We start from the raw sequence: 14,475 nt of genomic DNA on the forward strand, positions 1-14,475 counted from the left end.
TTGACGCCAGCGGCTCATCGGGCCGCCGACTTCACCTCGTCCACCAGTTTCTTGCTGCGTGACACGCGCACCAGCGCCGCCGACAGCCGGGCCAGCTCGTCGCCGGAGCGCGCCAGGCCGGCCAGTCGCCGCTCCTGGCGCGGCAGCCCGAGCTTGCCGGCGCCGTCGAGCACCCGTTTGTCCAGGTGCGGCGCGACCCGCGGCCACACGGCCTGGACCTCGCGCAGGAAGATGTCCGCGCCGGTGGGCCCGATCCCGGGGAACTCCATCAGCAGCGCGCTCAGCCGGCCCACGTCGTCCCCCGCCTCGTCGCGCAGCCGCCGCAGGTCGCCTTTCCACCGGTCGAGCAGCAGCTCGGCGCCGTTGCCCAGCATGGTCGCGGTGCGTTCGTCGTAGCGCCGGTAGTGGCCGCGGCCCAGCGCGTCCACGCGGTCCTGCCAGCTCGCCGCCAGCATGTCCTTCGGCGTACGGCAACCGGCCGCGAACAGCTCCCTGGCGGCGGCCACCGCGACCTCGGCCGAGATGCGCGCGCTGAGCAGGGTGGCCAGCACGAGCAGCTGGTACAGCGGCCGCGGCTGGTCGGTGAGCTTGATGCCGGCCTCGCCCGCGTACGTCCGGCCGTACCGCTCCAGCAGGACATCGACAACACTCATGACGCCCCGCTACCCGCCCGCCGCGCCGGCATTCGTGCGCAGATCGACGACCAGGTGGCCGTCCTCCCAGCCCGCCGAGGTGCCGAGCGCCGCGCAGGCCGCGATGAACCTGGCGCCGATCCACTCGCGTTCCCAGCCCTGGGCAAGTCCGGTGCGGCCGTGGTCGAGCTTCAGCGGCACCGCCCGCAGCCGCCGCGGGCCGCGTTCGTCCAGTATGACCAGGAACAGCAGGGACAGGTCGTTACGCAGCTCCGCGTCCACGGCGTAGTCGTCGATGAAGTCGCCCAGGTCGTACAGCACCGGCGGCTCGACGCCGTGGAAGACGTGCGCGGAGTGCCCGGCCACCAGCGACGCCCCGGCCCCGACCAGCGCGGACGCGGCGGCCCTGACGTACGGCAGCGGGCCGGCGGTCATGTTCGGCCCCCAGTGCGGCGTGACCAGCACGAGATCGGTGTCGAGCGCGGCCACCGCGTCGATCACCCAGCCGGGCACGCCGCCGGCGAGGTCGGCGTAGGCCACTCCGGGATGCCCGGGCGCGGCGGCGTAGTCGGGCGGGTGATCGGTCAGCCCGATCACGCCGATCCTGAGCCCGTTCGCGGACAACACCGCGGGCGCGCGGGCCTGGGCCTCGTCCGCGCCGGCGCCCACCACCCGGATGTCCGCCTCCTCCAGGTACGTACGCGTGTCGAGCAACGCGTCGCGGCCGAAGTCGAGCGCGTGGTTGTTGGCCAGCGTGACACAGTCGACGCCCAGCCCGGCGAGGAGTTCGGCGGCTCGCGGCGGCCCGCGGAAGTGGAACGGCTTGCCCGGCGCCGCCCAGGGTTCTCCCCGGTCAGACAGGCAGCATTCAAGATTAAGCAGCACAAGGTCCGCTTCATGAAGATATTTCCTGACCTCGGGGGAAATGTAGGCAGCCGGATCCGCCGTCCGCACCAGCAGATCGGCGACCCCCCGGCCCAGCATGGTGTCCCCGGCCAGCGCGAGCGTGACGGTCATGCCCGCCTCCCCGCGACGTTTGCCCGGGTGATGGCAGGGGAGGCGACGGTTCTCATATCAGCTTCTCCTATGACAGGGAGCCCAATGTGCTGACATTGACTGACAACGCGGTAGAAGCCATCCGTGACCTCATGGTCGGCGTGGAGATCCCCAAGCAGGCCGGACTCCGCATCGCCGCCAAACCGGACGAGGCCGGCGCACTCGAGGTGTCGCTGACCAGCAGCCCGTGGCAGGGCGACCAGGTCATCGAGAAGGAGGACGTCCGGGTCTTCGTCTCGGAGGAGGCCGCGCCGATCCTCGAGGACAAGTCGCTCGACGCCCAGCCGGGGACACCGGGTCACCCGACCTTCCGTCTCGACCGCCGCACCTAGCGGCCCCGCGCGGATCAGCTCACGGATCAGCCCTGGTCGGACTCGTACACGGGCGCGCGCACGTCGCCCAGCCCGTACAGCCCGACCAGGGTTCCGTCCGGCTGGGTGACGACCACGTGATCGACCTGCGCGTGGTCCATCCGGTGCACCAGCTGCTCGATCTCCTCGCTCGGCCGCACCGTGGCCACCCCCACCCGCATGGCCTGCTCGGCCGTGCCGCTCATGTCGGCGCTCCTGAGCTCCTGCGAGCCGATGACGCCCTGCACGACGTCGTCCTCGTCGACCACCACGGCCAGCCCGGCCGGGTCGCCGACCACCCGCTCGCCGACCGACTCGACCCGGTCGGTCAGACGCGCGGTCACCGGGTCACGCCGGACGTTCTGCGAGACCAGCGCCGCACTCCCCTCGTACGGCAGATCGGCCGCCAGCCAGTCCATCTTGCCCAGCCCGTAGTCGTAGACCTCGCCGAACCCCAGCCGCTCCAGCCGGTGCGCGGCGCGCGGGCTCAGGTCGCAGAGCCAGTCGTGGCAGTAGACGATGACCGGCCGCGTCTTGTCCAGCAGCTCGACCGCGCCCCCGTCGAGGTCGGCCAGCGGGACGTGCAGGGCGCGCGGCAGGTGCGCCCACGCGTACTCCTGCTCCGGCAGCACCTCGACGAGCTGACCCCCACGGGTCGCGAGAAGATCCTGAACCGCTTCGCGGTCGATGACGTTCATGGCTTCCCCCATTCCCCCTCTAGGCGACCAGCCGGTACAGCACCGGCATCGCGCCCACCCGGTTGGCGTCCAGATTGGCCCGGACGAACGCGCCGAAGCCCGGCGAGGTGAGCTGCCTGAGCATCACCTTGGCCAGGCCCTCGTCCCAGTGCGCGTGATTGATCGCGACGTAGTCCGCCTTCTCCCCCGCCTCGGGCACCATGAGCACCGAGTTCGTCAGCCCGGTCTCGCGCACGTACCAGGCCGCCAGGTAGTCCCACAGGCCCAGCGCCACGTCCGCGTCGTCGGCGACGAAGTGGTTGAACAGGTAGACGCCGCGTCGCGTGCGCTCGACGTCGCCGATCCGCCTGGCGTTGCGTCCGAGCAGCTCGTGCGTGTCGTCGGCGTCGGTGGCCAGCTCGTCGCGCAGCGCGTGGTACGGCGCGCTCCCCCGCACCTCGTGCGCCGCCTCCGGCGAGGCCGTCTCCACCAGCACCGCCACGTCGAACCTGGGCAGGTGCACCGATTCGCGCCGGTCCCGGACGTACGGCAGCCGCGCGAACGGCGGCATGGCCAGCGCGTCGAACAGCGAGACCCGTTTGACGTCCCCCCGGGCCCGCAGGCGCTGCGCGCACCGGTGCAACCGGCGGAACAGCTCGAGTTTGCCCCGGTTCATGGGCATGAACGGCGGACGCGGCCGGACGTGCCCGCCGACGTGGAGGTAGCCCGAGGGCGCCGGGTCGGCCAGTTCGACCCTGCCGTACCCGGCCTCGGGATTGACGATCTGCAGCGGCATGGCGAATCCCCTCACCGAGAAACCTGCGCCCACCCCGCTACCCGGCTCCCGCGAGAGCACTCACCCGGCCCGTGGCGGGCTCAGCGCTCCCCGCGCCTGGGCCGTTCCGACTTGGGGCCCTCGGCCCGGTCCCCGCCGACCTTGCGCGGCTGCTTGTCCGCGTCGGACTGGAGTTTCTTGTTCACGCGCTTGCTCAGCTCCTGCTCGCTGAGCCCCTTGTGCTCCATGTCCTTCCTGAGCCTGGCGCGCTTCTTGTCGTAGGCGTTGCTGCCGGGTCGTGGCATCACCGATCACTCCCCCTTCTTCCCGCCCGCTACCCCTGCCACCTCGAAACACACCATCGCCGCAGGTCGGCGGTAGAGGTCCGATCCCCGCCACCGCCCGCCCGGCGAGACCTGATGAACTGGTGCCATGACGACCCCCGCCGAGAAGGCCGAACTGTTCCGTTCACTGCACGTCCCCGGCAGGCCGCTGCTGCTCCCCAACGCCTGGGACGTGGCCAGCGCCCTGGTGGCCGAGGCCGCCGGCGCCCAGGCCATCGCCACCACCAGCGCCGGAGTCGCCTGGAGCCTGGGCTCGCCCGACGGCGACGCGCTCGGCCGCGACCGCGCGCTCGACCTGATCGCCCGCATCGCGGCGGCGGTCGGCGTCCCGGTCACGGCCGACATCGAGGGCGGCTACGCCGCCGACCCGGCCGGCGTCGGCGAGACCGCGCGCGGCGTGATCGACGCCGGCGCGGTCGGCGTCAACCTGGAGGACGCCGACCACGGCGGCGCGGCGCCGCTGCTGCCGATCGAGGCGCAGGCGGCCAGGATCGCCGCGGTCCGCCGGGCCGCCGACGCGAGCGGCGTCCCGCTGTTCGTCAACGCCCGCACCGACGTCTACCTGCGGGCCGTCGGCGACCCCGGCTCCCGCCTGGACGAGGTCCTGGCCCGCGCCGCCGCCTACGCCGAGGCCGGCGCCGACGGGCTCTTCGTGCCCGGGCTCATGACGGCCGCCGAGCTGAGCGTGCTCGCCGAGAAGTCGGGCCTGCCGGTGAACGCGATGGCCGGCCCCGGCGCGCCGCCGGTCGCCGAGCTGGCCGGGCTCGGCGTCGCGCGGATCAGCCTCGGCTCGTCCGTGGCCAGGCCGCCTACGCCCTGGTCAGGCGGGCCACGGTGGAGCTGCTCGGGGCGGGCACGTACGAGTCGCTGGCCGGGGCGCTCGACTACGGCGAGGTCAACTCCCTGCTCGCCCCCTGATCGACGGCGCCGGCGCCGACCCGCGCCGACTTGCGGAAGACGTGGCGCCTGCCCTGGGCGGTGAAGGCCGCCACGACGGTCACCCGTTCGCCCGCGGGAACGGGGAAGACCGCGGAGACGGCCGCGCCCGGCTCCAGCCGCGCCACCTGGGCCTCGGCCCGGCCGATCATGAGCTTGATCCGCCGCCAGGGCACGGCCGAGCCGTTGTGCAGGACGACGGCCGGCCGGCCGCCGCTGCTGGTCAGCGTCATCCCGTACGGGCGGCGCGGGTCTGGGCCGATCGACCGGTCGAGCCTGGCCAGCAGGTCGGCGGTCAGCTCGGGCCGCTCGCCGGCCAGGTCGTGGCGTTCCTCCCGGTCGGTGTCCAGGTCGTACAGCTCGACCCGGCCGGCCGGACCGGCGCCGGCGATGTTCGGCGCGAACCTGATCGCCTTCCAGCGGCCGCGCCTGATCGCCTGGACCTTGCGCGGCCTGTTCCACACCAGGTGGTCGCGTTCGGGCACGCCCGCCCCGGTGAGCAGGCCGCGGAAGGAGCGGCCGTCGAGCGGCGCCGGCACCGGCACTCCGGCCAGGTCGGCGAGCGTGGGCAGGACGTCCCAGAAGGCCACGGGCTCGTGCTCGACCCGCGGCGCGAGCACCGGCGACCAGGCGATCATCGGCACTCTGATGCCGCCCTCGTACAGGTCGCGTTTGTCGCCGCGGAAGGGCCCGTTGGAGTCGAACAGCTCCGGGGTCACGCCCTTCTCGCTGTGCGGGCCGTTGTCGCTGGTGAACAGCACGATCGTGCGTTCAGCGACACCGGCCGCGCGTAACGCGCGCAGCAGTTCGGCCACGTCCGCGTCGAGCCGTGACACCTGGGCCGCGTGCCGCCGGTTCGGCCGGCTCCACGGGCGGGCGTCGTACGGGCCCGCGTCGCCGCCGGGGACCACGCTCGGCGAGTGCGGCAGGATGCTCGGGAAATACAGCAGGAACGGGTCGTCGCCGGCCTGCTCGATGAAGTCCACCGCCCGGCGTCTGAACAGGTCGGGCGCGTACGCCCGGCCGCCCAGCGCGACCCGTTCGCCGTTGTGCCAGAGGTGCCGCGGGTAGTACCGGTGCGCGGCCACGTGCCCGATGTAGCCGAAGAACTCGTCGAAACCCCGGGCGTTGGGGTGTGAGTCCTGGCCGGGGAGCTCAGGTCCGAAGCCCCACTTGCCGATGCACGCCGTCCGGTAGCCGGCCAGTTGCAGCAGTTCGGCGAAGGTGAGGTCGGCCGCGGTGAGCGAGCGCTGCGGGCCGCCCTCGGGGTTCTCGCGTACCGTGCCGTGGCCCGCGTGCAGGCCGGTGAGCAGCGCGCAGCGCGACGGCGCGCACAGCGGCGCCCCCGAGTACGCGCTGTCGAACCTGACCCCTTCTGCCGCCAGGCGGTCGAGGTTCGGGGTGGCGATCTCGCGTTGGCCCTGCGCGCCGATCTCCCCCCAGCCCAGGTCGTCGGCCAGGATCACGACGATGTTGGGCCGTCGCGGCAGAACAGTGGTGGCGGCGGCGGGCGTGGCCAGGGCGGTCAGTCCGGCGAGAGTGCCGGTGAGCACGGCGCGGCGCGAAGGTGCGTCGGTCGTCATGCGGACTCGTAGCCCCACTGCCGGCAGACGTCCCTGAGCTCGTCGGGCACCTCGTCGGGCGCGGGCAGCGGGCGGCCCGCCACGACCCGGCCGGCGCGGATCTTCTCGCGCCAGTCGCCGATGCCCTTGACGAAGGCGCCGTGGTCCTGGTCGCCGTAGTTGAGCATGGCCGGCTCCCACGGGATGCCGAGGAACGCGCACACCCGCCTGAGCTCGGCCTCGGGGTCGGCGACCACGTTCTCGTACCGCACGGTCAGCCCGGCGAGCTGCGTGCGGGCCTCCTGCAGATAGGTCATGTAGCTGAGTGTGCGGGGAACGGCCTCCTCCATGGGCCGTTTCTCCGGATCGGCTTCATGCCAGGACTGCACGATCGACATCGGGTGCCGCAGCAGGAAGACGAATCGGGCGTCCGGCCAGCAGGTGGAGATGCGCCGCCAGGCGAAGACGTTGCTGGGCGTCTTCTCCACCAGGACCTGCTTGCCGCTGCGTGACAGCTCCCGGTGCAGCAGCCGGTCCCACACCAGGTGTTCGAGGTCGCTGTGGGTGTGCCCGAGCAGTTCCACGGCCTGGCGTACCGGCTCGGTCGACAGGCCCACGGTCATCCGGCGGAAGTGCGTCTCGATCGGCGAGTGCACCTGCGAGTGGCTGTTCAGCATGACCCGCAGCAGCGTCGAGCCGGACCGCACGGACGAGAGCAGGAAGACGGGCGCGCGCAGCAGCCGGTCGTGCGCGGGGTCGGCGGGCGGGCGCACCTCGTCGCCGGGCAGCCGCTGCAACTCCAGCGGCGGCGGTGGCGGCGGCTTGGGCGCGCGCACCGCGCGCCGCCGCAAGGTGTAACCCGTCAGACCCTCAAGCGTGGCGTTGGCCCGGTACCTCCAGCTCATGAGCGTCAAACGTAGACATCACCAGTGAACCGGAGGTGAATGCGAGCTGTGGAGATGCGACTCGGTCAGGGTCAGCGGCCCAGCCAGGCCAGCGCGGCCGCGACCAGGGCGTGCACGCCGGTGGTCAGCGTCGGCTCGACGACCGGGGCGAAAGCCGGCGAATGGTTCATCGGGACGTCCACCTCGACCGTGCCCTTGGCCTCGGCCTGCCGGTAGACGGCCGGGTCGGCCGAGCCGACGAACCAGTACACCGACGGGCTGCCGGCCGCCTTCGGCAGCTCGCCGAAGTCTTCGCTGGGCATGGCCTGCGGTCCCCGCACCACCCGGACGTCGCCGAACCTGCGGCGGAACGCCGCGGCCACCTTCTCGGTGGCGTCCGGGTCGTTGATCTGGGCGTCGTACGACGAGATCTCGGTGATCTCCGGCAGCCGGGGCGCGGCCGACGCCTGCGCCTCGGCGTGCACGATGCGCCTGATCGTCTCCAGCGTCTTCGTGCGCACGGCGGTGGTCAGCGTGCGCACGTTGATCAGCAGTTCGGCCCGGTCCGGGATGATGTTGTCCTTCTTGCCGGCCCGCACCGCGCCGACGGTGACCACGGCCGTGTCGGTGGGCGAGATCGTCCTGGACACGACGGTCTGCAGCCGCATGACGACCGAGGCGGCCATCACGATCGGGTCGACGGTGGTGTTCGGCGTCGAGCCGTGCCCGCCGTGCCCGTACAGGGTGATCCTGAACGAGTCCGCGTTGGACAGCGCGGCGCCCTCGTGCAGCACGACCGTCCCCGCCGGCACCGGGGCCACGTGCTGGGCCAGCGCGACGTCGGGCCGCGGCACCCGGTCGAACAGCCCGTCGGCCACCATCGCCCGCGCGCCGGTGCCCAGTTCCTCGGCCGGATGGAAGACCGCCACCAGCGTCCCCGACCACTTCCCCTTGTCGCGGGCCAGCAGCTGGAGCGCGCCGAGCAGGCAGGTGACGTGCATGTCGTGCCCGCAGGCGTGCATGACGGACGTGCGCTCGCCGGTCTGCGGGTCGGTCCCGGTGGCCCGGCTGGCGTACGGCAGCCCGGTGTCCTCCTCGATCGGCAGCGCGTCCATGTCGGCGCGCAGCAGCACGGTCGGGCCGTCGCCGTTGCCGTACACGCCGGCCACGCCGGTGCCGCCGAGCCCGGTGATCACCTCGAAGCCCAGCTCGCGCAGCCGGTCGGCGACCTTGCCCGCGGTGCGGTGCTCGTCGAAGCCCAGCTCCGGATGGCGGTGGACGTCCTGGTAGAACGCGGTCAGATCCGCGCGCAAGTCGTCGTCCCAGCCATCCGGAGCCGTCACGCCAGTTCACTGCCCGCGCTCGCCCGGATGAATGCGGAAAGAAACCGTCAAATCACTCCGGGTCGAGCATGTAGACCTTGGCCTCCCACGGGAAGATCGGCTCGCGTCCCGCCCACTCCGGCGGGACCTCGCGCTCCTGGGTGACCTCGCGCCAGGTACGCCCCCACGGGGCCGGGGGGAAGCCGTTGACGACGTACTCGGGGCCGCTGGCGTAGCCGGAGAAGTTGGCCACCACGACCACCGGGTCGTGCTCGGGGCCGCCGCGCAGCCAGGCCATGACCTTCCTGCCGCCCTGGACGTCGACGTGGATGAACCTGGTGTCGTTGACGCCCAGCGCGGCCGCGGTGCCGCGCAGCCTGGCCAGCCTGGCGACGTGGGTGAAGACGCGCCGCCGCCAGGGGTCGTCGAGCCGGTCGAAGTTGACCGGGTCCACCTGTTTCGACGGATGCACCACGGCCAGGTCGTGCCGGTCGGCGAACTCCTCGCCGGCCAGGATCATCGGGATGCCGACCGCGGTGAACAGGCAGGCGAAGGCCAGCTTGATCCGTTCCTCCGTCTGCCGGACGCCGTTGTGGTTGAGGAAGTCGAACAGCCGCTCGTTGCCCGGGCCCTCGACGTCGTGCGAGGTCACGTAGTTGATCATCTGGGCGCCGTCCTGGAAGCCGAACCGGCGGCCGTCGATCATGTCCATGACCGTGCCGGGGTCGGCCTCGCCGAGTATCGCCTGGCGGACCGCGAACTTGAACCGCTCGTTCCACAGCGCGTCCAGGCGGCCCTGGCGTACCAGGTCCACCGGCACCGACAGCTCCTCGCCGACCACCAGGAACCGGTCGTCGCCCGTGCCGTGGTTGCGCCGCCTGTTCAGCGCGCGGGCGTACTCGGTGAACTCCTGGACGAAGTCCCAGTTGTAGACGTTGTTGACGCTGTCGACGCGGATCGAGTCGATGTGGTGACGCAGGATCCAGTGCGCGATGTGCGCCTTCATGAACTGGCGGGCGGGCACCTGCCGGCCGGTCTTGCCCTCCACCGGGTCGTAGCCCTCGGCCTGGTAGTTGTACTTGAACAGGTCGCCGCCGAAGGGGTAGCGGGAGTCCTCCTCCGGGTCGCCGGTGCCCTGCCGGACGTGGAAGTCCAGGTAGTTGATCTCCCGGTACGGTTCCCGCTGCCCGAACGCCATCACCGCGTCGTAGCCGAACCTGATCCCGGCCCGGTGGCAGGCCGTCACCAGCGCCGACAGGTCGCTGTTGGGCGTGGGCGAGGTGTGGCCGCGCGGGAAGCCGAGGTCGTGGTCGGGCGCGCAGTAGTTGGAGGTGGCGTAGCCCCACTCGCGCACCGTCCAACTGTCGGCGACCGGGGCCAGTTCGAGCGTGGTGACGCCGAGTTCGCGCAGGTAGGCGCGGCCCTCGTCCAGCGCGGACACGCCGCGGAAGTTCGCCCCGCCCGCGTCGGCCCTGACCAGCGCCAGCACGTCGCGGAACGTGCCGACGCCCACCTCGACGCCGCCCTCGGCCGACCGGCGCGACCAGGCGGTGGGCAGCTTGTAGTACACGGTCATGTGGTTGGGCGGCAGCGCCGCGGACGGCACGTCGCGCGAGTGGTCGGCGACCTGCCCGCCGGGGTCGCAGACCACGAGCCTGCCGTCGCGCCACAGGACGACAGCGGCCGGCCAGCGGTCGCCCGCCCCGTACGGCGCCCGCAGCGGCGGCGACAGCAGCCGCCAGTCCACCGTGGTCGCGAACGGGTCGGTACGCAGCAGCGGATGCGGCGGCCGGTCGGGATGGCTGTCGGCGATCTGGAACCAGTAGTGGTAGACCTGCCCGTCGACCAGGCCGCAGTCGGCGGCGGGCAGCACCCACAGGTCGGTGCTCTCTCTGACGAACGGGATGTCCCGCTCGTCGGCCAGGCCGGGCGGGTTGCCGGGCTCGAATCGGCCGATCACGAGGCTGGGCGCGGGGTCGGTCAGCGCCGGCCGCCACAACACGAACCCGCTCTCGCGACGGCTCAGCACGTCGGGAAGCAGTTCTTCGCTCACGCCGCGAACGTACGACGGGCCGCCCCCCGGCCGCCTCTGAGCCCGACCCAGGGACAACCCTAGGATCCCTGTGGTCCTTCCATGGTCTTTTACCGGGAAGGCCAGAGTGCATGGCGAAGACGACCTCGGACCTGATCGTCGAGCGGCTGCTGGCCTGGGGCGTCGACACGTGCTTCGGCATCTGCGGCGACGCCGTCAACGGGTTCTTCGAGGCGCTGCGCACGCATCCGGAGATGCGGTTCGTGCACGTGCGGCACGAGGAGTACGCGGCGCTGGCCGCGGTGGGCTACGCCAAGTTCACCGGGCGTCCCGCGGCGTGCGTGGCCACGTCCGGGCCGGGCGCGCTGCACCTGCTGAACGGCCTGTACGACGCCAAGATCGACGGCGCGCCGGTGATCGCCATCACCGGCATGACCTACCACGACCTGGTCGGCACCCACTTCCTCCAGGACATCGACAACGACAAGGTGCTCGAACCCGCCTGCACGTTCAGCCAGCGGGTGATGGGCCCCGCGCACGCCGTGGCGGTCACCGACCGGGCCGTGCAGGCGGCGGTGTTCCGCGACGCGCCCGCGCACCTGACGATCCCGATCGACGTGCAGTCGTGGACCACCGACCAGGACACCGTCTCGGACAAGAACGTGCCCGGGCACACCTCGGTCACCGAGCAGCGGCACGTGCAGATCCCGGTGGAGAGCGAGCTGGCCCGGGCCGCCGACCTGCTCAACGCCTGCGAGCGGGTGGTGGTGCTGGCCGGCGCGGGCGCCAGGTTCGGCGCGGGCGAGCTGGTCGAGGAGGTGGCGGGGCTGCTCGGCGCGCCGATCGCCAAGGCCGGCCTGGGCAAGGACGTGGTCCCCGACGACGGCCCGTACACCGTGGGCGGGATCGGCTTCATCGGCAACCGGGCCGCGCACTGGGCGATGGAGAACTGCGACGGCTTCCTCATCGTCGGCAGCAGCACCCCGTTCTACGACTTCTGGCCCAGGCCGGGGCAGGCCAGGGCGGTGCAGATCGACGTGAACGGCGACCGCATCGGCATGCGCTACCCGGCCGAGGTGGGCCTGTGCGGCGACGCGGCGGCGACCCTGGCCAGGCTGATCCCGCTGCTGCGGGTACGCGAGGACAAGTCGTTCGCGTGGCGGGCGCGGGAGATCTACGACGCGTGGTGGCGGCTGCAGGAGGACCGCGCGCACGACCCGGGCGTGCCGATGAAGCCGCAGGCCGTGGTGTGCGCGCTCAGCGAGCTGCTGCCCGACGAGGCCATTCTCACCGCCGACGCGGGCACGGTGACCTCGTGGGCCTCCCGGGTGGTGCTCCGGCGCGGCATGCGCTTCTCCTTCTCCGGGACGTTGTGCAGCATGGGCTCCGCGGTGCCGTACGCGGTCGGCGCCCAGGTGGCCTTCCCCGGCAGGCACGTGGTCGCGTTCACCGGCGACGGGAGCATGGCCATGTGCATGGGCGAGCTGGCCACGATCGCGCAGCACGAGCTGCCGATCACGGTCGTGGTGCTGCGCAACGACACGCTCGGCCTGGAGGTGTGGGAGCAGAACGCCTACCTGGGCAATCCGCAGTTCGGCTGCCGGCTGTCGCCGATCGACTTCGCCCAGGTGGCGGAGGGCTGCGGGATCCGCGGGTTCCGGGTGGAGCGGGCGGCCGAGGTGCGTGACGTGCTGGCCGAGGCGCTGTCGTACGACGGGCCTTCGCTGGTGGAGTGCCGGGTGGACCCGTACGAGCCGCCGTTCGGGGAGACGGTCAAGCCGGGGCAGGTGGCCAAGATGGTGACGGCGTACCAGCGGGGCGAGCCGGACGCCGCGCCGATGGCCGCCACCCTGCTGGACCCGCGAAGGCTCGCCCTGTCGCCCGGCGTCGCCGAGCACCAGGACGAGCTGGCGCGCTTTCGTGAGGGTTAGGCCGTCCTGCGCAGCATCAGGGCCGTGACGACGGTCAGCGCGGCGAAGATGATCGCCCCGGCCACGGCCACCACGTTCAGCCCGGAGGTGAAGGCGGCGCGGGCGGCGTCGACCAGGTCGGGCAGGGTCATCGCGCTGGTGATGCCGGCGCGGGCCTGCTCGGGCGCGTCCGCGGGCAGTTCGGCGCGGAACACGAACGTCAGCAGGCTGCCCAGCGTGGCCAGCCCGACCGCGATGCCGAACTCGCCGCCGGTCTCCGAGAGCGAGGCGACCGACCCGGCCTTCTCCGGCGGGGCGGCGGACATCATGATGCTCGTGGTCAGCGGCATCGGCAGGGCGATCCCGGCGGAGGCCAGCACCAGCCCGGCCACCAGCAGCGGCAGCCCGCCCACCGGGTCGACCAGGGCGTGCAGCACGCAGCCGAGCGCGGCCATGGCCAGCCCGGACGCCATCACGCGCACCGGACGGATCCGCCTGGCCAGCACCGGGGCCAGCAGCGTGCAGCCGATCATGGCGAGGTTCTGCGGGATCAGCCAGAGCCCCGCGGCCATCGGCGACAGTCCCTGCACCAGTTGCAGGTACTGCGTGGACGTCAGCGTGACCGCCGCCATCACCACGCCGCCGAGCAGCATGACGCCGATGCTCGCGGTGAAGGCCCGGTTCGAGAACAACCGCGGGTCGAGCATCGGGTGCGCGAGCGTGCGCTGCCGCCGGACGAACGCCGCGCCGAACGCCAGCCCGGCGGCCACGGCCGCCAGGGACACGGGCTGCGGGCCGTACCTGGAGACGTCCTTGAGCCCGTAGATGAGGGGCAGGATGGCCAGCAGGTACAGCGCGACGCTGGTCAGGTCGAGCCGGCCGGCCGTGCTGTCGCGGTACTCGGGCAGCAGCGCGGGGCCGAACACCAGCAGCAACGCCATGACGGGCACGCCGACCAGGAACGCCGAGCCCCACCAGAAGTGCTCCAGCAGCAGTCCGCCCACCAGCGGGCCGAGCGCGAGCCCGCCCATGAAGCAGCTGAACCAGACGCTGATGGCGGTGGCCATCTGCTTGGGGTCGGCGAACATGTTGCGGATGAGTGCCATCGTGGACGGCATCAGCGTGGCCCCCGCGATGCCGAGCAGCGCCCGGGTCACGATGAGCATCTCGGCCGAGTTCGAGTAGGCGGCCAGTATCGAGGCCACGCCGAACGCCGCGGCTCCGATCAGCAGCAGCCTGCGCCGGCCGATCCTGTCGCCGAGCGTGCCCATCGTGACCAGGAACCCGGCCAGCATGAACGAGTAGATGTCCATGATCCAGAGCTGTTGCGCGCTGTCCGCGCCCAGATCGGCGCTGAGGTGCGGGAGCGCCAGGTAGAGCACGCTCACGTCGAGCGAGAGCAGCAGCGTCGGCAGGGCCAGCACGGCCAGCCCCGTCCATTCGCGCCGGCCCGCTCGTGCGGCTGTCGTCGTGACCATGGCGGCATCTCCCTCCCACCGACGAATTCTCTGTTCGGTAATCACCGTCGCACCGACAACTTTGATTGTCAATGCTGGTAGAGGCTTGACAATTATTTTTTTCGGTGACAGGCTGAGGCCAACCTGAGCGGAGGAAACATGAACAAGGTCACGTCCGAGGACGGCACCGTCATCGCCTACGACCGCGTCGGTCAGGGCCCGGCCGTCATCCTGGTCGACGGCGCGCTGAGCCACCGCGCCAGCGGCATCAACACCGCGCTCGCCGCGGCGCTGTCCGGACATTTCACGGTCTACACCTACGACCGGCGCGGACGCGGCGAGAGCGGCGACACCACGCCGCACGCCCCCGAGCGCGAGATCGAGGACCTGGCGGCGCTCATCGCCGAGGCCGGCGGGTCGGCCCACGTCTACGGCATCTCCTCCGGCGCCGCGCTGGCGCTCGCCGCCGCCGAGAGCGGCCTGCCGATCACCAAGCTGGCCGTGTTCGAGCCGCCGTTCATCGTGGACGGCACCCGCC

General features: G+C 72.1%; 14 protein-coding genes. 4 read left to right on the plus strand and 10 right to left on the minus strand.

Features of this window, described 5'->3' with window-relative positions:
• Nucleotides 1-14: 14 nt before the first annotated feature.
• Complete coding sequence (locus HII36_RS33565; RefSeq protein ID WP_173527324.1) at nucleotides 15-653, minus strand: HhH-GDP family DNA glycosylase; 639 nt, start codon at nucleotides 651-653, stop codon at nucleotides 15-17.
• 9 nt (nucleotides 654-662) lie between these two features.
• Nucleotides 663-1,649, minus strand: coding sequence for a CapA family protein (locus tag HII36_RS33570; RefSeq protein ID WP_173527325.1), 987 nt, complete (start codon nucleotides 1,647-1,649; stop codon nucleotides 663-665).
• Nucleotides 1,650-1,735: 86 nt separating this feature from the next.
• Between HII36_RS33570 and HII36_RS33575 the strand changes: the two genes are divergently transcribed.
• Complete coding sequence (locus HII36_RS33575; protein WP_173527326.1) at nucleotides 1,736-2,020, plus strand: HesB/IscA family protein; 285 nt, start codon at nucleotides 1,736-1,738, stop codon at nucleotides 2,018-2,020.
• Between the two features lie 26 nt (nucleotides 2,021-2,046).
• Here HII36_RS33575 and HII36_RS33580 read toward each other — a convergent pair whose 3' ends face one another.
• The 3 genes from HII36_RS33580 to HII36_RS33590 all read right to left on the minus strand — a co-directional run bounded on the left by HII36_RS33580 (nucleotide 2,047) and on the right by HII36_RS33590 (nucleotide 3,798).
• Entirely contained in the window at nucleotides 2,047-2,736 is a 690-nt protein-coding gene (locus tag HII36_RS33580; protein ID WP_173527327.1) for a rhodanese-like domain-containing protein, read from the minus strand.
• A 19-nt stretch (nucleotides 2,737-2,755) separates the two neighbouring features.
• Nucleotides 2,756-3,526: a hypothetical protein gene (locus HII36_RS33585; RefSeq protein WP_217370291.1), complete on the minus strand. Its 771-nt coding sequence runs from the start codon at nucleotides 3,524-3,526 to the stop codon at nucleotides 2,756-2,758.
• Between the two features lie 65 nt (nucleotides 3,527-3,591).
• Nucleotides 3,592-3,798, minus strand: a complete 207-nt coding sequence (locus tag HII36_RS33590) for a hypothetical protein (RefSeq protein ID WP_217370292.1) — start codon at nucleotides 3,796-3,798, stop codon at nucleotides 3,592-3,594.
• Between the two features lie 124 nt (nucleotides 3,799-3,922).
• On the opposite strand from HII36_RS33590, the gene HII36_RS33595 reads away from it, so the two are divergent.
• The gene (locus HII36_RS33595; protein ID WP_236004118.1) at nucleotides 3,923-4,816 is read left to right on the plus strand and encodes an isocitrate lyase/PEP mutase family protein; all 894 of its coding nucleotides are present in this window, start codon (nucleotides 3,923-3,925) and stop codon (nucleotides 4,814-4,816) included.
• Here HII36_RS33595 and HII36_RS33600 read toward each other — a convergent pair.
• From HII36_RS33600 to HII36_RS33615, 4 genes are all read right to left on the minus strand, one after another.
• Nucleotides 4,719-6,353: an arylsulfatase gene (locus tag HII36_RS33600; RefSeq protein WP_173527329.1), complete on the minus strand. Its 1,635-nt coding sequence runs from the start codon at nucleotides 6,351-6,353 to the stop codon at nucleotides 4,719-4,721. The genes HII36_RS33595 and HII36_RS33600 overlap by 98 nt on opposite strands.
• Nucleotides 6,350-7,237, minus strand: coding sequence for a sulfotransferase family protein (locus tag HII36_RS33605; protein WP_173527330.1), 888 nt, complete (start codon nucleotides 7,235-7,237; stop codon nucleotides 6,350-6,352). Before HII36_RS33605 ends, HII36_RS33600 begins: the two co-directional genes overlap by 4 nt.
• Nucleotides 7,238-7,308: 71 nt before the next feature.
• The gene (locus HII36_RS33610; RefSeq protein ID WP_173527331.1) at nucleotides 7,309-8,559 is read right to left on the minus strand and encodes an amidohydrolase; all 1,251 of its coding nucleotides are present in this window, start codon (nucleotides 8,557-8,559) and stop codon (nucleotides 7,309-7,311) included.
• A 52-nt stretch (nucleotides 8,560-8,611) separates the two neighbouring features.
• Nucleotides 8,612-10,591 (minus strand): alpha-amylase family glycosyl hydrolase, encoded by a 1,980-nt coding sequence (locus HII36_RS33615; protein WP_217370293.1) that lies wholly within the window; start codon nucleotides 10,589-10,591, stop codon nucleotides 8,612-8,614.
• A gap of 110 nt (nucleotides 10,592-10,701) precedes the next feature.
• Between HII36_RS33615 and HII36_RS33620 the strand changes: the two genes are divergently transcribed.
• Nucleotides 10,702-12,501 (plus strand): thiamine pyrophosphate-dependent enzyme, encoded by a 1,800-nt coding sequence (locus HII36_RS33620; protein WP_173527332.1) that lies wholly within the window; start codon nucleotides 10,702-10,704, stop codon nucleotides 12,499-12,501.
• On the opposite strand, the gene HII36_RS33625 is transcribed toward HII36_RS33620, so the two are convergent.
• Nucleotides 12,498-13,958 (minus strand): MFS transporter, encoded by a 1,461-nt coding sequence (locus HII36_RS33625; RefSeq protein ID WP_173527333.1) that lies wholly within the window; start codon nucleotides 13,956-13,958, stop codon nucleotides 12,498-12,500. The two genes, HII36_RS33620 and HII36_RS33625, sit on opposite strands and share 4 nt — an antisense overlap.
• Before the next feature lie 138 nt (nucleotides 13,959-14,096).
• Between HII36_RS33625 and HII36_RS33630 the strand changes: the two genes are divergently transcribed.
• Nucleotides 14,097-14,475 (plus strand): alpha/beta fold hydrolase (locus tag HII36_RS33630; protein ID WP_173527334.1); only part of this gene is annotated, 379 nt, incomplete at its 3' end.

It is taken from the genome of Nonomuraea antri (genome assembly GCF_013283785.1).
GTDB lineage: Bacteria > Actinomycetota > Actinomycetes > Streptosporangiales > Streptosporangiaceae > Nonomuraea > Nonomuraea antri.

What these genes read in the sequence shown, in the direction of transcription:
- HII36_RS33565 (WP_173527324.1), bottom strand. Translation starts at nt 653, where the DNA reads ATGAGTGTTGTCGATGTCCTGCTGGAGCGGTACGGCCGGACGTACGCG.
- HII36_RS33570 (WP_173527325.1), bottom strand. Translation starts at nt 1,649, where the DNA reads ATGACCGTCACGCTCGCGCTGGCCGGGGACACCATGCTGGGCCGGGGG.
- HII36_RS33580 (WP_173527327.1), bottom strand. Translation starts at nt 2,736, where the DNA reads ATGAACGTCATCGACCGCGAAGCGGTTCAGGATCTTCTCGCGACCCGT.
- HII36_RS33595 (WP_236004118.1), top strand. Translation starts at nt 3,923, where the DNA reads ATGACGACCCCCGCCGAGAAGGCCGAACTGTTCCGTTCACTGCACGTC.
- HII36_RS33600 (WP_173527329.1), bottom strand. Translation starts at nt 6,353, where the DNA reads ATGACGACCGACGCACCTTCGCGCCGCGCCGTGCTCACCGGCACTCTC.
- HII36_RS33605 (WP_173527330.1), bottom strand. Translation starts at nt 7,237, where the DNA reads ATGAGCTGGAGGTACCGGGCCAACGCCACGCTTGAGGGTCTGACGGGT.
- HII36_RS33620 (WP_173527332.1), top strand. Translation starts at nt 10,702, where the DNA reads ATGGCGAAGACGACCTCGGACCTGATCGTCGAGCGGCTGCTGGCCTGG.
- HII36_RS33625 (WP_173527333.1), bottom strand. Translation starts at nt 13,958, where the DNA reads ATGGTCACGACGACAGCCGCACGAGCGGGCCGGCGCGAATGGACGGGG.